This is a genomic window from Pseudomonas sp. LB3P31 (genome assembly GCF_054897945.1).
Genome location: NZ_CM142710.1, coordinates 715,921 through 738,824, shown reverse-complemented (window position 1 = coordinate 738,824; position 22,904 = coordinate 715,921). Strand labels below are relative to the sequence as shown.

Annotated in this window: 20 protein-coding genes; 14 read left to right on the top strand and 6 right to left on the bottom strand. The window is 62.8% G+C overall.

Annotated features, from left to right (window positions below; translation table 11 throughout):
• The 3 genes from glcE to ACYZTK_RS03100 are packed head-to-tail and all read right to left on the bottom strand — an operon-like array spanning position 1 to position 4,335.
• A complete protein-coding gene (gene glcE / locus ACYZTK_RS03110) occupies positions 1-1,065 on the bottom strand; it encodes a glycolate oxidase subunit GlcE (RefSeq protein ID WP_462013089.1) in 1,065 nt (354 codons plus the stop codon).
• Positions 1,065-2,564 carry a glycolate oxidase subunit GlcD gene (gene glcD, locus ACYZTK_RS03105; protein ID WP_462013088.1) on the bottom strand — a complete coding sequence of 500 codons (1,500 nt, stop codon included), beginning with the start codon at positions 2,562-2,564 and terminating at the stop codon, positions 1,065-1,067. The genes glcE and glcD overlap by 1 nt, the downstream gene beginning before the upstream one ends.
• Positions 2,565-2,571: 7 nt before the next feature.
• Positions 2,572-4,335 (bottom strand): L-lactate permease, encoded by a 1,764-nt coding sequence (locus tag ACYZTK_RS03100; RefSeq protein WP_462013087.1) that lies wholly within the window; start codon positions 4,333-4,335, stop codon positions 2,572-2,574.
• Positions 4,336-4,517: 182 nt separating this feature from the next.
• Here ACYZTK_RS03100 and ACYZTK_RS03095 point away from each other — a divergent pair, with 182 nt between their 5' ends.
• The 14 genes from ACYZTK_RS03095 (at position 4,518) to ACYZTK_RS03030 (ending at position 19,384) form a co-directional block, all read left to right on the top strand.
• Positions 4,518-4,754: a hypothetical protein gene (locus ACYZTK_RS03095; RefSeq protein WP_462013086.1), complete on the top strand. Its 237-nt coding sequence runs from the start codon at positions 4,518-4,520 to the stop codon at positions 4,752-4,754.
• Between the two features lie 233 nt (positions 4,755-4,987).
• Positions 4,988-5,875, top strand: a complete 888-nt coding sequence (locus ACYZTK_RS03090; protein WP_462013085.1) for a Dyp-type peroxidase — start codon at positions 4,988-4,990, stop codon at positions 5,873-5,875.
• Positions 5,876-6,008: 133 nt separating this feature from the next.
• Positions 6,009-6,761 (top strand): GntR family transcriptional regulator, encoded by a 753-nt coding sequence (locus ACYZTK_RS03085; RefSeq protein WP_462013084.1) that lies wholly within the window; start codon positions 6,009-6,011, stop codon positions 6,759-6,761.
• On the top strand, positions 6,758-8,503 hold the full coding sequence (locus tag ACYZTK_RS03080) for a fumarate reductase/succinate dehydrogenase flavoprotein subunit (RefSeq protein ID WP_462013083.1): 1,746 nt from the start codon (positions 6,758-6,760) through the stop codon (positions 8,501-8,503). Before ACYZTK_RS03085 ends, ACYZTK_RS03080 begins: the two co-directional genes overlap by 4 nt.
• A 26-nt stretch (positions 8,504-8,529) precedes the next feature.
• Positions 8,530-8,775 carry a 4Fe-4S dicluster domain-containing protein gene (locus ACYZTK_RS03075; protein WP_008060065.1) on the top strand — a complete coding sequence of 82 codons (246 nt, stop codon included), beginning with the start codon at positions 8,530-8,532 and terminating at the stop codon, positions 8,773-8,775.
• 236 nt (positions 8,776-9,011) lie between these two features.
• Complete coding sequence (locus tag ACYZTK_RS03070; RefSeq protein WP_462013082.1) at positions 9,012-10,418, top strand: ABC transporter substrate-binding protein; 1,407 nt, start codon at positions 9,012-9,014, stop codon at positions 10,416-10,418.
• Positions 10,419-10,578: 160 nt separating this feature from the next.
• The gene (locus ACYZTK_RS03065) at positions 10,579-11,361 is read left to right on the top strand and encodes an ABC transporter permease (RefSeq protein WP_462013081.1); all 783 of its coding nucleotides are present in this window, start codon (positions 10,579-10,581) and stop codon (positions 11,359-11,361) included.
• Positions 11,361-12,209, top strand: a complete 849-nt coding sequence (locus ACYZTK_RS03060; protein ID WP_462013080.1) for an ABC transporter ATP-binding protein — start codon at positions 11,361-11,363, stop codon at positions 12,207-12,209. Before ACYZTK_RS03065 ends, ACYZTK_RS03060 begins: the two co-directional genes overlap by 1 nt.
• Entirely contained in the window at positions 12,206-13,168 is a 963-nt protein-coding gene (locus ACYZTK_RS03055) for a HEAT repeat domain-containing protein (RefSeq protein WP_462013079.1), read from the top strand. The genes ACYZTK_RS03060 and ACYZTK_RS03055 overlap by 4 nt, the downstream gene beginning before the upstream one ends.
• Positions 13,165-13,440 carry a DUF971 domain-containing protein gene (locus tag ACYZTK_RS03050; protein WP_462013078.1) on the top strand — a complete coding sequence of 92 codons (276 nt, stop codon included), beginning with the start codon at positions 13,165-13,167 and terminating at the stop codon, positions 13,438-13,440. Before ACYZTK_RS03055 ends, ACYZTK_RS03050 begins: the two co-directional genes overlap by 4 nt.
• Before the next feature lie 212 nt (positions 13,441-13,652).
• Positions 13,653-14,270: a transcriptional repressor LexA gene (gene lexA / locus ACYZTK_RS03045; protein ID WP_462013077.1), complete on the top strand. Its 618-nt coding sequence runs from the start codon at positions 13,653-13,655 to the stop codon at positions 14,268-14,270.
• Complete coding sequence (imuA, locus tag ACYZTK_RS03040) at positions 14,270-14,887, top strand: translesion DNA synthesis-associated protein ImuA (protein ID WP_462013076.1); 618 nt, start codon at positions 14,270-14,272, stop codon at positions 14,885-14,887. The genes lexA and imuA overlap by 1 nt, the downstream gene beginning before the upstream one ends.
• 7 nt (positions 14,888-14,894) lie before the next feature.
• Positions 14,895-16,310, top strand: a complete 1,416-nt coding sequence (locus tag ACYZTK_RS03035; protein ID WP_462013075.1) for a Y-family DNA polymerase — start codon at positions 14,895-14,897, stop codon at positions 16,308-16,310.
• On the top strand, positions 16,286-19,384 hold the full coding sequence (locus ACYZTK_RS03030) for an error-prone DNA polymerase (RefSeq protein WP_462013074.1): 3,099 nt from the start codon (positions 16,286-16,288) through the stop codon (positions 19,382-19,384). Before ACYZTK_RS03035 ends, ACYZTK_RS03030 begins: the two co-directional genes overlap by 25 nt.
• A 150-nt stretch (positions 19,385-19,534) precedes the next feature.
• On the opposite strand, the gene ACYZTK_RS03025 is transcribed toward ACYZTK_RS03030, so the two are convergent.
• From ACYZTK_RS03025 to ACYZTK_RS03015, 3 genes are read right to left on the bottom strand one after another with little or no spacing between them, the layout of a single operon-like run.
• Positions 19,535-20,197, bottom strand: coding sequence for a flavin reductase family protein (locus ACYZTK_RS03025; protein WP_462013073.1), 663 nt, complete (start codon positions 20,195-20,197; stop codon positions 19,535-19,537).
• Positions 20,198-20,209: 12 nt separating this feature from the next.
• On the bottom strand, positions 20,210-21,709 hold the full coding sequence (locus ACYZTK_RS03020) for an amidohydrolase family protein (RefSeq protein WP_462013072.1): 1,500 nt from the start codon (positions 21,707-21,709) through the stop codon (positions 20,210-20,212).
• Positions 21,706-22,902, bottom strand: a complete 1,197-nt coding sequence (locus ACYZTK_RS03015) for an amidohydrolase family protein (protein ID WP_462013071.1) — start codon at positions 22,900-22,902, stop codon at positions 21,706-21,708. The genes ACYZTK_RS03020 and ACYZTK_RS03015 overlap by 4 nt, the downstream gene beginning before the upstream one ends.
• Positions 22,903-22,904: the final 2 nt, after the last annotated feature.

Sequence of the window (22,904 nt, the reverse complement as noted above, 5' to 3'; positions counted from 1 at the left end):
TCAAAGCTCCGCATACAGGCGCCCGGGGTTGAAAATACCCTGGGGGTCGAGCTGCTGCTTGAGGTTGCGGTGGTAGCGCATCAGGGTTGCCGGCAGCGGTTGGAAAGGGCTGTCGACCAGGCCGTGGCTGTAGCAGGTGACATGCCCACCAGCGTCGCTGACCACTTGCCGGATGAATGAGGCTTCGGCTTCGGATTTGAGCCAGCGCTGGGCACCGCTCCAGTCGATGAATTGCTGCCCAGGGAGGGACAGGCGCGGCGTATTGTGCGGGACCGAGAGCCGCCACAGCGGCTGACCTTCATCGAAAAACCCCAGTCGATGTTCGTTGAGATCGGCCCAGTAAGCGGCGTCCAGCACCTCACCGCCCAAGCGGTCATGGGCGGCTGCCACGGAGCCTTCGCCACCTTCCAGGCGCAGGTGCAGACGCTGGCCGTCGTGGCACGCGGCGCTGATCGGCAGTGGCTGCTGACCCCATTCGGCGAGGCGATTCAAGGCGCGCTCGGTATCCAGTTCCAGGCTGATGCTCAGGCACTGCCGGGGTTTGGGCAGGACCTTGAGCGAGACCTCGGTCACCACTCCCAACGAGCCGAAGCTGCCGGCCATCAGCCGCGACACGTCGTAGCCGGCGACGTTTTTCATTACCTCGCCACCGAAGCGCAGGTGCTTACCGTGCCCGGTAATCACTCGGGTGCCGAGGACGAAATCGCGAACCGAGCCCGACCATGGCCGCCGCGGCCCCGACAGCCCGCTGGCAAGCATCCCGCCGACAGTCGCGCCATCGCCAAACGAGGGCGGTTCACACGGCAGCATCTGCTGCGCGGCCTCCAGTACTTCAGTCAGCTGCGCAAGGGGTGTGCCGCAGCGCACGGTGATCACCAGTTCGGTCGGATCGTAGCTGACAATACCTCGGTGGGAGCGGGTGTCGAGCACTTCTCCAGCCGTGATCCGCCCCAGGAAGGCCTTGCTGTTGGAGCCCTGGATGCGTAGCGGGGTAGCGCTTTGCAGCGCCTGGTTAACCTGTTCCAGCAAGGTTGCGCTGTCATCAGCGGCAGTTTCGTGATCCATCAGAAACGCTCCAGCTCGGGGAAAGGCAACTGCCCCATGTGCACGTGCATCGCGCCAAACTCGGCGCAGCGGTGCAGGGTCGGGATGTTCTTGCCGGGGTTGAGCAGGCCACCCGGATCGAACGCCGCCTTGACGGCATGAAACAGCGTCAGCTCATCGTTGTTGAACTGGGCGCACATCTGGTTGATCTTCTCGCGGCCCACGCCATGTTCCCCGGTGATGCTGCCGCCGACTTTCACGCACAGTTCGAGGATTTTGCCGCCCAGGGCCTCGGCGCGATCCAGCTCTCCCGGTTGATTGGCATCGAACAGGATCAAGGGGTGCATGTTGCCGTCGCCGGCGTGGAACACGTTGGCCACGCGCAGGCCGTACTCGGCAGACAAGGCCGCGATGGCCTGCAATACGCCGGGCAATTCGCGACGCGGGATGGTCCCGTCCATGCAGTAGTAATCGGGCGAGAGGCGGCCTACCGCCGGGAAGGCATTCTTGCGCCCGGCCCAGAAACGCACGCGCTCGGCTTCGTCCCGGGCCTGACGCACTTCGGTGGCGCCGGCCTGTTCCAATACCTGGCGGACCCGGTCGCAGTCGTCATGCACATCCGCTTCAACGCCATCGAGTTCGCACAGCAGGATGGCTTCGGCGTCCACCGGGTACCCGGCATGGATGAAGTCCTCGGCCGCACGGATCGCCAGGTTGTCCATCATTTCCAGGCCGCCGGGGATGATCCCGGCGCCAATGATGTCGCCGACTGCACGGCCGGCTTTTTCCACCGAATCGAAGGCCGCCAAAAGCACTTTGGCGGTCTGCGGCTTGGGCAGTAGCTTGACCGTGACCTCGGTGATGACCCCGAGCATGCCTTCGGATCCGGTGAACAGCGCAAGCAGGTCGAAGCCGGGTGAGTCGAGTGCATTTGAGCCCAGGCTCAGGTGTTCGCCATCGACAGTGAGGATGTCGACCTTGAGCAGGTTGTGCACGGTCAGCCCGTACTTCAGGCAGTGCACGCCCCCGGCGTTTTCGGCTACGTTGCCGCCGATCGAGCAGGCGATCTGCGATGAAGGATCCGGCGCGTAGTACAGGCCGAACGGTGCCGCCGCCTGGGAAATTGCCAGGTTGCGCACGCCAGGCTGCACCCGCGCCGTGCGGGCGGCGGGGTCGATGTGCAGGATGTTATTGAAGCGCGCCATCACCAGCAGCACGCCTTTTTCCAGGGGCAATGCACCTCCAGACAAACCGGTGCCTGCCCCCCGGGCGACTACTGGAACGCGCATCTCGTGACACAGGCGCAGCACGCCCTGCACTTCGTCCAGGTGGCGCGGCAGCACAACCAGTAACGGCGTGGTGCGATAGGCCGAGAGGCCGTCGCATTCATATGGCTTGAGCTCTTCCTGCTGGTGCATCACTTCCAGCGCCGGCAGGCGACTGCGCAATGCTTGCAGCAAGACGGCAGGGTCGACGTCGGGCAGCACGCCATCGACGCGTTCATCGTAGAGAATGTTCATAGTCTGCCTAGCGCCCACCCACTACCATATGACTGAATGGCTCAACATACGCCTGCAGCGTCACCAACCCGCCGACCAGAATCGCCAGGATGATCGAGTGGAAGAACACATACCGCAAGATTTCGCCTTCATGGCCATACCAGCGAGTGGCGGTGGAGGCCACGACGATCGATTGCGCATCGACCATCTTGCCCATCACCCCGCCGGAACTGTTGGCCGCCGCCATTAGTACCGGGCTGAGTCCCAGTTGCTCTGCAGTCACCCGCTGCAGACCGCCGAACAGCACGTTGGAGGCGGTGTCCGAGCCAGTCAGCGCCACGCCAAGCCAGCCGAGCAGGGTGCCGAACATGGGGTAGAAGATACCCGTCGCGGCAAAGGCCAGGCCCATCGTCGCATCCAGGCCCGAATAGCGGGTGAGGAACCCCAGGGCGAGCATCGCAACGATGGTGATCAGCGAGTAGCGCACCACCCAGATCGTGCGCAGGTATTGCTTGATCAGCTGCGGGATCGAATAGCCCATCAGCAAGCCGCCGAGAATCGCTGCCAGAAGGATGCCGCTGCCGGTGCTGGTCAGCCAGGTGAATTTGTAGATCGCATCTTCGGTTTTCGGCGCAGGCACTACCGGCGGGACCTTTTCGATCTGCTGGTGGATGGTGCCGAAGGTGATGATCGGGGCGAAGATCGGGTTGGCTTCGCGCAGCGGCTTGCCCTGCGGGTCGAGCTTGGCCGAATTGGTCACCGGATCGATCGCCGGACGCGTGTCGAACAGGTTCTTGAAGCCCTGGGTGCCCCAGGCGAATACGAACACCGTGAGGATGATCCAGGGCATCCACGCACGCATCACTGCGGACTTGGCGTCAGTGCCAAAAGCGGCGCTGGCGACCGGTTTCTCGTCATACTCGGCGTCGATTTTCGAGTTGTCGACGCGTCCGGACAAGGCGGCAGAGGTGTGGATGGTGGCCGGCTTCCAGACCCTGAGGAAACCGGTCAGGCAGGCCATGGAAATCAGCGCGGCGATCACGTCCACCAGCATGGGCCCGTGGTAGTTGGACACGATGAACTGCGGCACGGCGAAACTGACCCCGGCCACCAGGATGGCCGGCCAGATTTCCAGCATCTTGCGCCAGCCGGCAAACGCCCAGATCAGCCAGAAGGGCACGATTACCGAGAAAAACGGCAGCTGGCGACCGACCATCATCGACAACTCCATTTCATCCAGGCCGGTGACCTTGGCCAGGGTAATGATCGGCGTGCCCAGGGCGCCAAACGCCACTGGGGCGGTGTTGGCGATCAAGGCCAGTCCGGACGCGGCCAGTGGCGAGAAACCCAGGCCGATCAGGATCGCCCCGGTCACCGCCACTGGCGTGCCGAAACCGGCAGCGCCTTCGAAAAACGCGCCGAAGCAGAAAGCAATCAGCAGCAGTTGCAGGCGTCGATCGTCGGTGATCCGCGCCAGGGAGTCCTGCAGTACCTTGAACGAGCCATTCTCGGTGGTCAGTCGGTGCAGGAAAATGATGTTGAGCACGATCCAGCCGATCGGCAGCAAGCCGTTGGCGGCGCCATAAAGTGCCGCGGAGCCCGCCATGTTCGCCGGCATGCCAAAGGCGAAGATCGCGATGACCAGGGCAGAGCCGAGGGCGAGCAGTGCGGCCAGGTGCGCCTTGATATGAAAAAACGCCAGGGCTGCCAGCATTACCACTACGGGCACTGCAGCCATAATTGTGGAAATCACCGGGTTGTTGAACGGATCGTAGATTTGCTGCCAGACCATGTTCCACCTCTGCTTTTTATTGTTGGACGTGCAGACCCCGAAGGGGCGGTGAATTGCAGTATAGGTGGCATTGCGCCGCTGGCAGACCGGGCTTTTCGGGCATTTTGACGATCCATTTTGGTGCGTTTGGCTGAGCTAAGATGAGTATTGACTCGAACTTCATTGACCGGAGGATTGCCGTTATGACTGAGCGCCATTTGGACCACAAGGAGACACTGTCGAATGGATGCACGATTGAGGTGAAAGCGGAAATCCTCGGTGATGGCTCGCTGAAGATGTTTATCGGAGTGAACCGGCCGGATGGCACAGTGATTTTTGAGGATCATGATCCCAAGCCGCATTTTCTCGACATGGAGGCGGCGCTGGATTGGGGGGTGGATATTGCCAAGGGGATTGGGAATGGGCAGAGGACGTTGTGATCTTGCGGACGCCATCGCGGGCAAGCCTTGCTCCCACAGGTTTTGGGGAGTGCACAGGATCTATGAACCACTCAGACCTGTGGGAGCAAGGCTTGCCCGCGATGACGGAATTCCATCCAACATCATTGCCATCTGACACCCCGTGATCGAGAGCAATCCAGGTAACCACAAAAAACGCATAGGTACTCGAACCAGGACCCCGGTAAACTGCGCAGCTTTTTCAAGGAGCCAATATGAGTTACTACCAGCCGGGCATTCTCGCCACCCCCGTTCCCCTGCAAGCCCGCCATCTGTTTTTCGCGCTGGAGTCGGTCGAAGCATTGCCGGCCGCGCTCGACAAGCTCATGCAATTGATCGATGGCAAGTCAGCGGTAGTCGGTTTTGGTGAATCGCTGGTAAAGGCGCTCCACGCCCAGGTCGATGGCCTGCGCGCGTTCCCGGCCATGACCGGAGTCGGCGTCGACAACCCGTCAACCCAGCACGCCCTGTGGTGCTGGCTGCACGGAATCGACCGCGGTGAATTGCTCAATCGCAGCCACGTCATCGAGGCGGCACTGGCCCCGGCCTTGCGTCTGGTGCAGATGAACGAGACTTTTCGCCACCTGACCGGCCATGATCTGACCGGTTACGAGGACGGCACCGAAAATCCTCACGACGAAGCCGCCGTTGCAGCGGCCTTGCTGGGCGAGGGCGCCGAAGGCCTGGTCGGTGGCAGCTTCGCCGCGATCCAGCAATGGCAGCATGACCTCAAAGGTTTTCGCGCGCTGCCGTCCCATGAAACGGACAACATCATGGGCCGTCGCTTGAGTGACAACGAAGAGCTGGACGACGCGCCGATCTCCGCCCACGTCAAACGCACCGCCCAGGAAAGTTTCGCCCCGGAAGCATTCGTGGTCCGGCGTTCGATGCCGTGGATCGAAGGCGAGCGCGCCGGGCTGATGTTCCTGGCGTTCGGCTTCTCGCTTGACGCCTTTGAAGCCCAGCTGCGCCGTATGAGCGGTCTGGAAGACGGCATCACCGACGGCCTGTACCGCATCAGCCGCCCGATCACTGGCGGTTACTACTGGTGTCCGCCGCTGAAGGACGGTCACCTGGACCTGCGCGCATTGCGCATCGGCTGACATTTTCCTGGTGGTGAGGGAGTATGCTCCCTCGTCACGAAGACGCAGCTAACCTTATACCCAAACGTTATTTCCCACCCGCAAAACAGCTCGATATGATCTTGTCATAACTCGTTATAACAAGTGATTATCCATGACCGATAACGTCCTCTCCCTTGGCAGCGTCCCGCTGCACACCCAACTGCGCGACGTGTTGCGTGCGCGAATTCTCGACGGTGAATACCCGCAAGACAGCCAGATGCCGTCCGAAAGTGAGCTCGGCAGCCTGTTCAAGGTCAGTCGCATTACTGTGCGCCAGGCGTTGGGCGATCTACAGAAAGAAGGGCTGATCTTCAAGATCCATGGCAAGGGCACCTTTGTGGCCAAGCCCAAGACCTTCCAGAACGTCAGCACCCTGCAAGGCCTGGCGGAGTCCATGACCGGTCGCGGTTACGAGGTGATCAACCGCCTGCGCAGCTTCAGATTCATCGCCGCCGACAAGCTGGTCGCCGAGCGTTTGCAGGTGGCCGAAGGCGACACCGTGGCACAGATCAAGCGGGTCCGGCTGATCAATCGCGAGCCGATTTCCCTGGAAATCACCTATCTGCCCAAGGTCATCGGCGAGCGCCTGGAGAAGGCTGACCTGGTCACCCGCGATATTTTCCTGATCCTGGAAAACGACTGCGGGCTGTCGCTCGGGCATGCCGACCTGGCCATCGACGCGGTCCTGGCCGACAGCGACCTGACCCAGGCCCTGGGTGTGGAAGCCGGGTCGCCGATCATGCGCATCGAGCGCCTGACCCACGATGCCGCTGGCCGCCCGGTGGATTTCGAACACCTCTACTACCGCGGCGATGCCTTCCAGTACCGCCTGCGGATCGACCGGCAAAAAGGCGATCAGGCATGACCCACAGTTCCGAGAACAGACGCACCCTCGAACAGGAATACGACATCGTCGTGATCGGCGGCGGTACTGCCGGCCCCATGGCGGCGATCAAGGCCAAGGAACGTAACCCCAACCTGCGAGTGCTACTGATCGACAAGGCCAACGTCAAGCGCAGCGGCGCGATCAGCATGGGCATGGACGGCCTCAACAACGCGATCATTCCGGGCCACTCGACGCCGGAGCAGTACACCAAGGAAATCACCATCGCCAATGACGGCATCGTCAACCAAGCGGCGGTCTACGCCTATGCCACCCACAGCTTCGAGACCATCGAGCAACTGGATCGCTGGGGGGTGAAGTTCGAGAAGGATGAAACCGGTGACTACGCGGTGAAAAAGGTCCACCACATGGGCGCCTACGTGCTGCCGATGCCGGAAGGACACGACATCAAGAAAGTCCTGTATCGCCAGTTGAAGCGCGCGCGGGTGAGTATCACCAACCGGCTGGTGTGCACGCGCTTGCTGACTGACGAAGAGGGCGCGGTCAACGGGGTGATGGGCTTTGATTGCCGCACGGCGGACTTCCACGTGATCAAGGCCAAGGCGGTGATCCTCTGCTGCGGCGCGGCAGGGCGCCTGGGGTTGCCGTCTTCGGGTTACCTGATGGGCACCTACGAAAACCCGACCAATGCTGGCGACGGCTATGCCATGGCTTACCACGCAGGTGCGGAACTGGCGAACCTTGAATGCTTCCAGATCAACCCCTTGATCAAGGACTACAACGGCCCGGCCTGCGCTTATGTCACCGGCCCGCTGGGCGGCTACACCGCTAATAACAAGGGCGAGCGCTTCATCGAGTGCGACTACTGGAGCGGCCAGATGATGTGGGAGTTCCACCAGGAACTCGAAAGCGGCAATGGCCCGGTGTTCCTCAAGCTCGACCACCTGGCCGAGGAAACCATCCAGAACATCGAGGAGATCCTGCACAGCAACGAACGCCCCAGCCGTGGCCAGTTCCACGCTAATCGCGGCACCGATTACCGTACGCAGATGGTCGAGATGCACATCTCGGAAATCGGTTTTTGCAGCGGCCATTCGGCGTCCGGCGTGTGGGTCAACGAGCGGGCCGAGACCTCGGTCAAGGGCTTGTACTCGGCGGGCGACATGGCTGCAGTGCCGCACAATTACATGCTGGGTGCTTTTACCTATGGCTGGTTTGCCGGGACCAATGCGGCTGATTTTGTCGCCGGGCGCGAGTTTTCAGCGGTCGACGCCGGGCAAATCGAAACGGAAAAGCAACGGGTCTACGCGCCACTGGACCGCGAGCACGGGCTGCCACCGGCCCAGGTCGAATACAAGCTGCGCCGGTTTGTGAACGACTACCTGCAGCCGCCGAAAGTGACCAAAAAGATGCAGATCGGCCTGCAGCGTTTCAGCGATATCCAGCGCGATCTGGATCAGATCAAGGCCCACAACGCTCATGAACTGATGCGTGCCATGGAAGTCAGCATGATCCGCGACTGCGCGGAAATGGCCGCCCGGGCTTCGTTGTTCCGCGCTGAAAGTCGCTGGGGGCTGTACCACTATCGGGTCGATCATCCGCAGCGCAATGACAGCGACTGGTTCTGCCACTGCCATCTGAAGAAGGGTGAAGACGGCTTGATGAGCAGTTTCAAGAAAGCCGTGGAGCCTTACATCATCCCCCTCGACGCCGAGGAAATGCAGGCCTATGACCGGCTGCGGGTGGGCGCTTACGCCGCCTGACGATTGACACCAGGAGAGTCCGAACCATGGCCTATCAGCCCCAGGAAATTTTCTTTCGCTCCAACGCGCCGGTAACGGTGGATGAGGACCTGTGCATCGCCCACAAGGGCTGCACCGTCTGCGTCGACGTCTGCCCGATGGACCTGCTGGCGATCAACCCGGCGACGCAAAAGGCCTATATGGCTTTTGACGAGTGCTGGTATTGCATGCCTTGCGAGAAGGACTGCCCGACTGGGGCGGTGAAGGTCGATATACCTTACCTCTTGCGTTGAATGATCGGGCCCCTTCGCAGGCAAGCCCGCTCCCACAGGTTTCTCTGGTGAAGCAGCAATCTCCGGCACTACACGAATCACTGTGGGAGCGGGCTTGCCCGCGAAGAGGCCGGCCCAGACGAAACAAAGCCATCCGGCCACCCTCGGACGCTGAATTCAAACCACCCCTCGTTTCCCACCACGCCCTGATCGTGGCGGAGACGAACATCCTATAAACGATTCGAGGGGACACACCCATGTTGTTGCGTGCAGCGTTTGCCGGTCTGGTACTGGCTTCATTTACCCTGTCGGCCTCGGCCGACACCATCCGCATTGCCATCGGCACCCAGGACACCACGATCAATTGCGCCGCTGGCGGCCTGTTGATTCGCGAGCTCGGCCTGCTGGACAAATACCTGCCCCACGACGGCCAATACAAGGACGCCAAATACGAGGTGCAATGGAAGAACTTCACCAGCGGTGCGCCGCTGACCAACGAGATGGTCGCCGGCAAGCTCGACTTCGGCGCGATGGCCGATTTCCCCGGCACCTTCAACGGCGTGGCGTTTGAAACCGCCGGCAAGCACAGCCTGTTCATCAGCGTGCTGTCGGGCAGCATCAAGGGCAGCGGCAACGGCATTGTGGTGCCGAGCGCATCGAGCGTGCAGTCGCTGGCGGAGCTCAAGGGCAAGACCATTTCCGTTCCGTTTGCTTCAACCGCCCATGGCATGTTGCTGCGCGCCGTGGCCGCACAGGGCTGGGACCCGCTCAAGGACGTCAACATCATCGCCCAGCCGCCGGAAGTTGCAGGCTCGGCGTTGCAGGCCGGGAAGATCGACGCCCATGCCGACTTCGTGCCGTTCGCCGAACTGTTCCCGAGCCGCGGGTTTGCCCGCAAGATTTATGACGGTTCGCAAGCCAATGCGCCGACTTTCCATGGCGCCCTGGTGGACCAGGCCTATGCGAAAAAGTACCCGGAAATCGTCGTCGCCTACCTGCGCGCCAGCATCGAGGCCAACCAGCTGCTGGCAGCTGAACCGGAGAAGTACAGCGAGCTGATTGCCAAGGTCACTGGTGTCGACGCCGAGGTCAATTATCTGTTCCACGGCCCGCTCGGCGTGCAGACCCGCGACCTCAGCTGGAAGCCGGAATATCGCCAGGCGGTCGGCACGGCCATCGACACGCTCAAGCTGCTGAAAAAAGCCGATCGTGGTCTCGACCTCAATACCTTCATCGATGACCAGTACATCCGCGCCGCGTTCAAGGCGTCCAACGTGGATTACTCCGCGCAGCTGGGCAATTATGCCCAGAGCCCGTTGAAAGCGGTGGATGCCTCGAATGGCCAGGCCATTACCGACTTCAGCCGCGTGGCTGAAATCTGGGTGCGTGGTGAACCCAAGGTCCGTCAATACGCCTCGGCGCAGGCCGCGTTCAGTGCATTGGCCAGCCTGAAAGCCGAAGGCAGGAACATCCGCGCGGTGTATGCCCAGGCGAGCGACAGCGGGATCAAGTTGTTGGCGGATCAGGCGTGGTTTGCCAGTGATGCCAAGGGCCAGCTCAGTGCCTTCCTGCTCAAGGGCCAGGCCCAGCAATTCGCTGCAGCCCAGGGCGGCAAGGTGTTTGACTTCACCGATGCGACTACTCAGGCGGTCGCTGCCCGTTAATCAATCGGTCTCATGAACACGACGGCTCACATTCGAACGAGGTCAACGTAGGAGCTGCCGCAGGCTGCGATCTTTTGATCTTTCTTCTGTCAATCAAGATCAAAAGATCGCAGCCTGCGGCAGCTCCTACGGGGTCGTGGTCGCTACTGGAATTTTGTGTATGTACCGAACATTTATCCGCTGGATCCCCAGAGCCGCCTCGCTGCTGCTCTGCCTGCTGTTCTGGCAACTTGCCGCCAGCCACCACTGGAACCTCGGCCTGGTCACTTTTGCCAACGTTCCGACGCCGCTCGCGGTGGTCGAGGCGGCGTTGGGGCTTGGCGAGTCCGGCAAGCTCGGCCGGCACCTGGGCAGCAGTCTCAGTCGGGTGTTTGCCGGTTACCTGGCGGCGCTGGTCATCGGTATCGCGCTCGGCCTGGCCATCGGTCGCTCGAAATGGGCCGAGGATTTGCTGCTGCCTCCCCTGGAAGTGCTGCGCCCGATCCCTGCCGTGGCGTGGATTCCCCTGGCCATCCTGATGTTTCCTTCGTCTGAGCTGTCGATGGTCTTCATCACCTTCACCGGCGCGCTATTCCCGATCCTGCTCAACACCGTGCATGGCGTCGAGGGCGTCGATCCGAGACTGATCGCCTCGGCCAAAAGCCTGGGGGCAGGGCGTCGGGCCATTCTGCTGGAAGTCATCCTGCCGGGCGCTGCGCCGAGCATCATCACGGGCCTGGCAATTGGCATGGGCACCTCGTGGTTCTGCCTGGTGACCGCCGAAATGATCTCTGGCCAATACGGAATCGGTTACTACACCTGGGAGTCCTACACCATCCAGAACTACCCCGACATCGTGGTCGGCATGTTGCTGATCGGCGTGCTGGGCATGGGCAGCAGCCTGTTGATCAAACGTCTGGGCGGGTTGTTCACGCCGTGGCATCGACCACGAGGGAAAGCCTGATGAGTATTTATCAAGCCATGGAAGGGCGCATAGATATCCAGCAATTGTCGATCAGCCTGGGCGAGGGCAGCACGGCATTTGAAGCGGTGCAGGGCCTCGACTGCCAGATTGATGCGGGACAGTTCGTGTGCATCCTCGGCCCTTCCGGCTGTGGCAAATCCACCTTGCTCGGGGCGCTCGCCGGGCATCTGCAGACGTCCAGCGGCACCCTGACGGTCGACGGTGCCAAGGTCTCGGGACCTTCGCCCCAGCGCGGCATGGTGTTCCAGCACCACACGCTGTTCCCCTGGCGCACGGTACGCGACAACGTCGCCTTTGGCCTGAAGATGCGTGGCATCGGCAAGGCCGAGCGACACAAGGCGGCGGACGAGATCCTGACCCTGGTCGGGCTTGAAGGGTTCGCCGAGCGTTGGCCCGATCAATTGTCCGGGGGCATGCAGCAGCGAGTGGAAATCGCCCGGGTGCTGATCAATCGCCCGCGCCTGTTGCTGATGGATGAACCGTTCGGTGCGCTCGATGCGCTGACCCGGCTGAACATGCAGGAGTTGCTGCTGGACATCTGGACGCGGATTCGCACCACCGTCGTATTTGTCACCCATGACATCGATGAAGCGTTGTTCCTGGCTGATCGGTTGCTGGTGATGAGTTCCCGTCCGGGGCGGATCATCGAAGACCTGCGGCTTGATTTTCCCCGGCCCCGCGCCAGCGAACTGGTGACGAGCCACGAATTTTCCCGCTTGAAGCGTCATTGCCTCGAGTTGCTGCGTCACGAAGACGGTCGGCAGTTACCGCGCCTGAACCCTCTCGGACTTCCCCCAGAAAACAAACTGCCGCGATTTGCCCTATGACCTCACTATTCGATGTAACCGATAACGCTGACATTCTTGCCCTGCAACCACGCCTGACCGATGCAGACCCGGGGGTGCGCAGGATTGCCCTGATTGAACTGGCCGACCTTGAGGAGCCAGACGGCCTGATCTGGCTGGTCGATCGACTGGCCGGGGACCCGGCTGAAGAGGTGCGCACCGAAGCCGCCCGGCTGCTGGAAGCCTGGGAAGATCAGCCGGTGGTCGAGGCGCTGTGCCAAGCTCTCACCGACCCCTCCCTGGCGGTTCAGGCCGCCGCCGCGCAAAGCCTCAGCCTGCTCAAGAGCGAGGCGGCAGGCCAGGTGGTTTTGCCGTGGACCGGGCATGCCGAGGTGCATGTGCGCATCGCCGCGTTTCGGGCGTTGCGTGAATTGCGCTACCCGAATGCGGCTGCGGCAGCCTCTGCAGCGTTGGTCGATGTTGATGCAGGCGTGCGTCGCGAGGCGGTTGGGGTACTCGGCTGGCTCAAGCAGCTCGATGCCTTGCCGGCCTTGGCGACTTTGGCCAGCCAGGACCCAGACACCGAAGTTCGTCGTGCGGCCACTGGCGCCCTTGGCCTGGCCTCAGACGCGCAGGTCTTGCCGGCATTGCGCCAGGCGTTGCTGGACGACGCCTGGCAGGTGCGTGAGGAAGCCGCCACGACGCTTGGCAAGGTCGGGCACGTTGACGCGGGGCCGGCGTTGGTCGATGCCCTGGGCGACGACTACTGGCAAGTGCGCCTGCGCGCCACCCGCAGCCTTGGGCGCTTGCGCTATGTACCGGCGCTTGCCGCGCTGATCGAGACCCTCGGCCATCGCATCAGCAACCTGCGCAAGGAGGCAGCGTTGGCTTTGGGCGAGTTGAACGACCCGGGCGCCATCGCGCCCTTGCAGGCAGCCCGGGACGATGGTGATCCGGAAGTGCGCAAAGCCGTGCGCATTGCCTTGAGTCAGCTGCAATGACCCCGCTGGCGATTGGTAATTCCCAGGACAGGCAGCAACTGAGCCTGAACTGGCCGGACGGCCGCGAGCAGTTGCTGGACCATGCCGCACTGCGCCGCCAGTGTCCGTGTTCGCAGTGCCGGGCGTTTCGCCTGCAAGGGCGGGTGCCGCTGGTGGACTCGCGGGTGCGGGTGATCGAGGTGAATGCCCAGGGGTATGGGGTGCAGTTGGTGTTCAGTGACGGGCATGAGCGCGGGATTTTTCCGTGGGGTTATCTCTGCGGGCTGACTTAAACCTTGAATTGAACACCCCCCGTAGGAGCTGCCGGAGGCTGCGATCTTTTGATCTTGCTTTGTAAAAAACAAAATCAAAAGATCGCAGCCTCGTTTCTCTCGGCAGCTCCTACGGCGTTTCATACAGGCAGTTCATGTGGGCAGTTCATTCAGGGCGATAGGACATGTCCGGGACGGATGGTGCTTGTCAGCAAAACGCCAGAAGAGTACAAATGTACTCCATGACGACTCTAACCCCCCGCCGTACCGCCATCCTGACCTTCATCCGCGATCGCATCGCCGAGCACGGTCAGCCTCCCAGCCTCGCCGAGATCAGCGAGGCGTTTGGTTTTGCCTCGCGAAGTGTGGCGCGCAAGCATGTGCTCGCGCTGACCGAAGCCGGGTTCATCGAGGTCAACCCTCATCAGGCCCGGGGCATTCGTTTGCTCGGGCAGCCCGCGCGCCCGGAGCTGCTGGACATTCCGGTGCTTGGCCGGGTGGCGGCCGGTGCACCGATTGGCGCCGATGCCGAGGTGCACAGCCGCTTGATGCTCGACCCGGCAATTTTTTCCCGGGTGCCGGACTACATGCTGCGGGTCCAGGGTGACTCGATGATCGAGGATGGCATTCTCGATGGTGACCTGGTGGGCGTGCACCGCAGCGCCGAAGCGCTGAATGGCCAGATCGTCGTGGCGCGGCTCGATGGAGAAGTGACCATCAAGCGCTTCGAACGAGTGGGCGAGGTGGTTCGACTGTTGCCGCGCAACCCCGCGTATCAACCGATCATTGTCGAAGCCGATCAGGACCTGGCTATCGAAGGGGTGTTCTGCGGTCTGGTGAGGCAAGGGTGATGGGTGCCGTCGTCGCGCTGGATACGCTGTTCAATGGCGGCCACGTCTGGAAAGGCCGACCTGCGCCCCCGGCCGCCAGCCCGCAACCCACCGGGCATGCAGTGCTGGATGCGGCGCTGCCTACGGGTGGCTGGCCGGAAGCGGCGCTGACTGAAATCCTCCTGGCCGGGCAGGGCGTGGGTGAGTTGCAACTGGTGTGGCCGGCATTGGCACGCTTGTCTGCGGCGGGTGAGCGCATTGTATTGATCGCGCCGCCGTTCGTGCCTTATCCGCAAGCCTGGGAAAACGCCGGGGTCAATTTGCGGCAATTGTCGATCATCCAGGCCAGCGAGCGCGATGCCCTGTGGGCGGCGGAGCAGTGCCTGCGTTCGGGCAGTTGCGGCGCCGTGCTGTGCTGGCCGCACAAGGCGGATGACCGCGCATTGCGCCGCTTGCAGGTGGCCGCCGAAACCGGCTCGACCCTGGCGTTTGCCTATCGCTCGATCCAGGAAGCCGTCAATCCTTCGCCAGCGGCGCTGCGCATCGCCATCGACGCGCGGCCGGCGCAGTTGCGGGTGCTCAAGTGCCGGGGCGGGCTGGCCCGTTCGGCGCCGATCGCCTATGCCGTGGGGCATTGAGGTTGCCATGCGCTGGGTATGTATTCTTTTTCCGCAATTGGCGCTGGACGCGGTACTGCGTCAGCGCAGCGACCCCGATGAACCGCTGGCACTGTTGACCGGCCCGGCCCAGCGGCGAGTGCTGCAAGCAGTGAATGCTTCAGCTCGGGCCCTGGGCCTGCGTCCCGGCCAGTCGATGACCGCCGCGCAGGCGTTGAGCAAAGGCTTTGTCACGGCGGAGTACGACGCCGCAGAAATCGAACACTGGCAGCAGTTCCTCGCGGCCTGGGCCTATCGGTTCAGTTCCCAGGTCAGCGTGCATTACCCGCGCGCGTTGGTGTTCGAGATCGAATCCAGCCTGGGCTTGTTCGGGCCCTGGCCGCAGTTCGAGGCGCGCTTGCGCAGTGAGCTGGGCGAACTGGGTTTTCGCCATCGTATTGTCGCGGCCCCCAATCCGGTGGCCGCCCGGGTATTGGCCAACCTGCATGACGGTCTGGTGGTCGCCGATGATGCCGCGCTGCAGCAGCACCTGGCACGCCTGCCCATCGACCGCATTGCCCTGGAACCAACGGTGGCCACGGCATTGTCGCGCATGGGGCTGCGCACCCTGAATCAGCTTCAGGGGTTGCCGCGCAACAGTCTGGCCCGGCGTTTCGAAGCCGGGGTGCTGCTGCATCTGGACACCTTGTGCGGTGTTCGACCCTTGGCGCTGGCGTTCTACCTGCCGCCGGATCGTTTTGATGTACGCATCGAACTCAATTTCGATGTGCAGTCGCACCAGGCCCTGCTGTTTCCGTTACGCCGCCTGACCGGCGATCTCGCGGCGTTTCTATGCGGGCGCGACAGTGGCGTGCAGCGTTTCGACCTGCACCTGGAACACGCAGGTTTACCCGACAGCGTGATCAAGGTCGGCCTGCTCAGCGCCGAGCGCGATCCGGCAATGCTCTTCGAACTGGCCCGTGGGCGCCTGGAGCAGGTGCAGGTGCAGGCCCCGGTGCGGGGTTTTCGCCTGCATGCCGAAGACTTGCCGGCCTTCGTGCCCCAGCGTCAGGAGCTGTTCGACGACCGTCCGCAGCAGTCCTTGCCCTGGGAGCAACTGCGCGAGCGCTTGCGGGCGCGGCTTGGAGATGAAGCGGTGCACGGCTTGCGGTTCCAGGCCGACCATCGCCCCGAGTGTGCGTGGCAGGCCGAAGTCGACAACCAGCGCAGTAGCGGGTTGAACGGCGTACAGCGTCCGGGTTGGCTGCTGACCGAACCGCTGGCAGTGCACGAAGGTTCGGCGCGCATTGTCATGGGACCCGAGCGCATCGAGTCCGGCTGGTGGGATGGCGCGGATGTGCGACGTGACTACTACCTGATCGAAACCCGCTCCGGCCAACAGGCCTGGGCCTATCGTGCGGTAGGTGAGAGCGGGCCGTTGTGGCTGCAGGGCTGGTTTGCATGACTACGGACTATGCGGAACTGCACTGCCTGTCGAACTTCAGCTTCCAGCGCGGCGCCTCCAGTGCGCTCGAGCTGTTTCAGCAGGCCAAAAAGCAGGGCTACCAGGCGCTGGCGATCACTGATGAATGCACCTTGGCCGGGATTGTCCGGGCCTGGCAGGCGGCAAAGTCGGTGGAGTTGCCGCTGATCATCGGCAGCGAAATTCGTATTGAGAACGGCCCGAAACTGGTGCTGTTGGTGGAAAACCTCGAAGGCTACCAGCAGCTGTGCAGGCTGATCACCCGGGCCAGGCGCCGTACGCCGAAAGGTCAGTACCAGGTGCTGCGCGAAGACTTCAGCGAGCCGTTGCCGGGCGTGCTGGCGTTATGGGTGCCGGATACCGTCGATGACGCTGCCAGCGGCCACTGGCTCAAGCAGGTGTTCCCTGAGCGCCTGTGGCTGGCGGTGCAATTACATCGTGGCCAGAACGACAGGCGTCGACTGACCGAATTGCTGGGCCTGGCGGGCGAACTGCTAATCCCGGCGGTGGCCAGTGGCGACGTGCACATGCATGTTCGTGGCCGGCGCGCCTTGCAGGACACCATGACCGCCATCCGCCATCACGTGCCGGTTGCCGCCGCCGGGTTGCGCCTGCACCCCAATGGCGAGCGGCACTTGCGCAGTCTTGATGTGTTGGACGAGCTATACCCCCAAGCCTTGCTCGACGAAACCCTGAAGATTGCCCGGCGCTGCACCTTCGACCTTGGCCAGTTGCGTTATCAGTACCCGCGTGAACTGGTGCCAGAAGGCCAGAGTGCGGCGTCGTGGCTGCGTGAGCTGACTGAACGCGGAATGCGCGAGCGCTGGCCTGATGGCGCGAGTGCCAAGGTCCGGCAATTGATCGACAAGGAGCTGGGGCTGATCGCCGAGCTGGGTTATGAAAGCTACTTTCTTACCGTCCAGGACATCATCGCGTTCGCCCGACGCGAGAAAATTCTCTGCCAGGGCCGGGGCTCGGCGGCCAACTCGGCGGTGTGTTTCGCCCTGGGCATCACCGAGATCGATCCGGCGCGGATGAACATGCTGTTTGAGCGCTTCCTCTCCAAGGAACGTAATGAACCGCCCGACATCGATGTCGACTTCGAGCACGAGCGCCGCGAAGAAGTCCTGCAGTACATTTTTCAGCGCTATGGTCGCACCCGTGCTGCGCTGACCGCCGTAGTCAGCACTTATCACGCCGCCGGGGCGGTGCGCGACGTGGCCAAGGCGCTCGGTTTGCCGCCGGACCAGATCAACGCCCTGGCCGATTGTTGCGGCCACTGGAGCGACCAGACGCCGCCCGTGGAGCGACTGCGCGAAGGCGGCTTCGACCCCGAGAGCCCGGTGTTGCGTCGAGTGCTCAGCCTGACCGGGCAGTTGATCGGCTTTCCCCGGCACCTGTCCCAGCACCCTGGTGGTTTTGTCATTTCCGAGCAGCCGCTCGACACCCTGGTACCGGTTGAAAACGCCGCCATGGCCGAGCGCACCATTATCCAGTGGGACAAGGATGACCTGGACGCAGTCGGGCTGCTCAAGGTCGATATCCTGGCGCTGGGCATGCTCAGTGCCATCCGCCGTTGTTTTGACCTGTTGCGGCGTCACCGCAACCTCGACCTGAGCCTGGCCTCGGTGCCGGCCGAAGATGCGCAGACCTACGAAATGATCGGCCGCGCCGACACCGTCGGGGTGTTTCAGATCGAGTCCCGGGCGCAGATGTCGATGTTGCCCAGACTCAAGCCCAAGGTGTTCTACGACCTGGTGATCGAAGTGGCGATCGTGCGTCCGGGGCCTATCCAGGGCGGCATGGTGCATCCGTACCTGCGGCGCCGAAACAAGGAAGAAGCCGAAATCTACCCCTCCGAACAACTGCGCGAGGTGTTGAAACGCACGCTTGGGGTGCCGTTGTTCCAGGAGCAGGTGATGCAGATCGCTATCGTCGCCGCCGACTACAGCCCTGGCGAGGCGGACCAGTTGCGCCGCTCCATGGCGGCCTGGAAACGCCACGGCGGGCTCGAACCGCACAAGGTACGCCTGGCTGCCGGCATGAAGAAGAACGGCTACACGGCCGAATTCGCCGCGCTGATCTTCGAGCAGATCAAGGGCTTTGGCAGCTATGGCTTTCCCGAATCCCACGCCGCCAGCTTTGCCTTGCTGACCTACGCCAGTTGCTGGTTGAAGTGCCACGAACCAGCCGCGTTCGCCTGCGCGTTGATCAACAGCTGGCCCATGGGTTTCTATAGTCCCGATCAGATCCTGCAGGATGCGCGCCGGCATCATTTGCAGATTCGCCCGGTGGATGTGCGCGCCAGCGACTGGGATTGCAGCCTTGAGCCCATTGCCGGAGCGCAGCCGGCGATTCGCATGGGCTTGCGCATGATCAAGGGTTTTCGCGAGGACGATGGACGGCGCATCGAGGTGGCGCGGGCGCGCGGGGTATTTGTCGACATCGCCGACCTCGGCCAGCGGGCGCAACTGGATGCCCGCGCCCAGGAGCAACTGGCCGATGCCGGTGCGTTGCGCGGGCTGGCGGGGGACCGCCATCGGGCTCGCTGGGAAGTGGCAGGCGTGCAGAAACAGCTGGGTCTGTTTGCCGGGCTGCCGAGTCAGGAAGAGGAGCAGGTGGCGTTACCCAAGCCCACCGTGGGTGAAGACCTGCTGGCTGATTACACCAGCGTCGGCACGACCCTCGGCCCGCATCCGCTGGCGTTGCTGCGCGGTGAATTGAAAGCCCGACGTTGCCGTAGCTCAAGGGAATTGCTCGAGGTCGAACATGGGCGTCCGGTCAGCATTGCCGGGTTGGTCACCGGTCGACAACGACCCGGTACCGCCAGTGGCGTGACCTTTGTCACCCTGGAAGACGAGTTCGGTAACGTCAATGTGATCGTCTGGCGCGACCTGGCGGAACGGCAGCGCCAGGTGCTGGTGGGCTCGCAGTTGCTTAAGGTCGACGGGCGCTGGGAAAGCCATGGCGAGGTCCGGCACCTGATTGCCGGACGCATGAGTGATTTGAGTGAGTTGCTGGACGGGATCAGCATCCGCAGCCGGGATTTCCATTGATGAACCAACTACTTCCGTAGGAACCGTAGGAGCTGTAGGAGCTGTAGGAGCTGTCGAGTGAAACGAGGCTGCGATCTGTTGATCTTGCTTTTAAAAACAACATCAAAAGATCGCAGCCTCGTTTCACTCGGCAGCTCCTACAGGGTTACCTTATCTCTGTTCAGGCCAGAATCGTTCGCCGCCCCCAGGCGCATCCGTCCACGCTTGCAACGAGCGCGTCGGCAGGTCGAAGTAATCCCGGGTGCGCGCGTAGCCGTGGCCGCCCATGCGGCCAATGGCATCCAGCCCCAGCTGATCGATGTACAAGGTTTTCGGGTCGATGAGCTCATCGCGCACATGCACCATCAAGACCTCGCCAAAGATGATTTCCCGCGACTGCCCGATCGACAGCGCCATCATCCGTCGGCACTCCAGCGCCACCGGGGCTTCGCCGATCCGGGGGCATTTGACCAGGGTGCCGGGAATGGCCGTTAAACCCGCGGCGGTCAATTCGTCGAAGCCGGGGGCGAAGGGCACGGCGCAGACGTTCATGGCCTCGACCAGGGCATCACTGACAATGTTGACCGTGAATTCCTGATTTAGCTGGATGTTGCGTGTGGTGTCCTTGGGGGTCTGATCGCCATAGTTTTCCACGCCCAGCGCAAGGATCGGCGGGTCGGCGGACAGCGCATTGAAGAAACTGAAGGGCGCGGCGTTGATGCGGCCTTCACCGTCGACAGTGGTGACCAGGGCAATCGGGCGCGGCACCACGCTACCGATCAGAATCTTGTATTTGTCCCGGGGGCTCATTGTGCTGAAGTCAAAGCTTTGCATGGGCAGAACTCTCTAAAGAAGTGGATCAATTGCGCTCAGCGGCGTCACCGCGCTGTAGTCGTCGGCAAACGGGATGGCCGGTTTGAACAGGGTTTTCCAGTCCGGTTGGCCCACTGCTCGGTCGGCATGGCTGCGCATCAGTTTTTCGAATTGTTGTTGCGCCTGGCGTTGCAAGGACGGGTAGTCGATGCCCTGGACCTGGCCGCCCTGCATCACGCAGCGGCCATCGATATAGCTGGAAATGCAGTCGTCACCACGACCGGCCAGCACCAGGTTTTTCAGCGGGTCGAACAGCGGGCCAAGGTGCAGGCCGCGCAGGTTGAATACCGTGATGTCGGCCTTGGCCCCGGGGGCCAGGCGTCCGAGATCTTCGCGCCCCAGGGCCTTGGCGCCGCCCAGGGTGGCGGCGTTGTACAGGTCCAGGGTGCTGGTCAGCGAGTTGCCGCCCTCCAGCAAGCGGGCGATGTTCAAGCCCTGGCGCATGTTCTCCAGCAAGTCCGCCGGCCAGGTATCGGTGCCCAGGGCGAAGTTGATGCCCTGGGCCTGGTAGCGCCCGAACGAATTCAGCGCCTCGCCGTCACGGGCGAACACCACCGGACAATGCACCAGGCTGGTCCCGCCGTTGACCACGCGCTGCAGGTCATCGTCGCCTGCGGTGTAGATGCCGTGGGGCAACAGGCTGCGCGGGGTCAGCAGGTCCAGCTGTTCCAGCCAGGCCAGCGGCGAACAGCCGCGCAGTTGCTCGACCATCGCGACTTCGCCCAGTCCCTGGCAGCAATGCAGCCGCACTGGCGCATCGAGTTCGCGGCTTAACGCAGCGGTGCGCTGCAGCAACGCCGGGGTGCAGGTTTGAATGCGGTCCGGCAGCAAGGCGCCGCGAATCAGGCCACCATGGGCACCGTCGAAGTCCTGGAAGAACCGCCCAGCCGCCTCCAGTCCAGCCAGACCCCTGGCTTCATCGAAGTGATGCCCCAGGGTGCCGTCCGCCCGCCAGTAACTCATCCCGCTCATGTAGCAGGGCCCGAGGTAGGTACGCAGGCCCAGTTCGCCGGCGACGTGCGCGACGGCGGCAAACTCGTCGTAGGTCTCGGCCCACTCGCGGTAGTACATCGAGGTGATCGGCATCGCCGTGGTGATGCCGTTACGGATAAGTTGGGTGAAGGCGTAGCGGTATTTGAAAATTTCTTCTTCGCCAGTGAAGCTTTCCTGTGGGCCCCTTGCCAGATAGTCCTCTGACCACATGCGCCCCATGTCGCGTTCGTCACCGTTGTCGAGGGCCAGCACCGTGGAATCGAGGTCGCCGAGTGCGTCCAGGTCGATGAAGCCCGGGCCGATCAGCGCATTGCCGTAATCAATCCATTGATCCACCGGACCGGCATAACCACGGCCGACAAACAGGATGCGCGAGCCTTCGAACACCACCTCGCCGTCGCGCCACAACACGTGCTGGCGGCCGTCGAAACCGACCACGCAGGCGGCCTTGAGGCCAATTCGGTGAACCGGCTGACTCATAGGCGACTGTCCAGCAAGCGTCCAGCACTGGCGATCAACTGCCCGCGGCGATAGACCTCGCGCAGCGGTCGTGCGACCACCGCTTCACCCAAGGTCTGCACCGGCATCAGCAAAAAGTCCGCCGGCTGGCCGACGTGCACGCCATAACCGTCAACGCCTAATGCCCGGGCACCATTGACGGTCGCCGCATCGAACACTGCCGCCAGTTGGTCGTCCTTGTTCAGGTCGAAACGAAACGCCAGGAGCATCGCCCGTTCGAGCATGTCGCCGTTGCCCATGGGCGACCAGGCATCGCGGATGCCGTCGGAACCCAGGCACAGGTTGACCCCGGCTTCGCGCAAGGCGAGGAACGGTGGCACCGCGCAGTCCGCAGGCGCCGAACTCATCAATGAGATACCCAGCGCCGCCAGACGCTCGGCCACTGGCTGGACCTGGCTCCAGGGCAACATGCCGAGGCAGTAGGCGTGGCTGATCATCACCTGGCCCTGACGGGCGAAGCGTTCAGTGTAGTCGGCGATCAGGGCGATCTGCCACAGGCCCAGTTCGCCTTTGTCATGCAAGTGGATGTCCACCCCGCGATCGAATTCGCTGGCCAGCTTGAACACGAAGTCGAGTTGCGCGACGGGGTCGTTATCGATACCGCAGGGGTCAAGGCCGCCGACGTTCTCCACACCCAGGGCCATGGCCTCGCGCATCAGTTCGGCGGTGCCAGGGCGGCTGATCAGGCCGGTTTGCGGGAACACCACCAGTTGCAGGTCGATCAGGTCGCGGTAGCGTTCACGCAGTTGCTGCATGGCCTCGACGTGACGCAGGCCGAACTCGGGGTCGATGTCGACGTGACAGCGCATGGTCAGCGAGCCCCGGGCGATGCAATTTTCCAGGAGTGCGCCAGCCCGTTGGGCGATGGGGGCGTCGACTTGACGCAGGATGCGGCGCTCGTTGGCGATGTAATCCTTGAGGGTCGGCCCGGCGCTGTTCGGGCGCCAGGGTTGGCCCCAGAGGGTTTTGTCGAGGTGGACATGGCTTTCGACCAGGGCTGGGGTGAGCAGTTGGTGTTGGCCATCGATGTCGGTGGCGGCGAGGACTGCGTCGGTAGCCGGGCGGCGCTGCTTGAACAGGCCGTTCTCGATCAGCAGGTCCTCGGCGGGAGCGCCGTAGGGGCGCACGTTGCGTAGCCAGCGGGGGTGAGTCATTG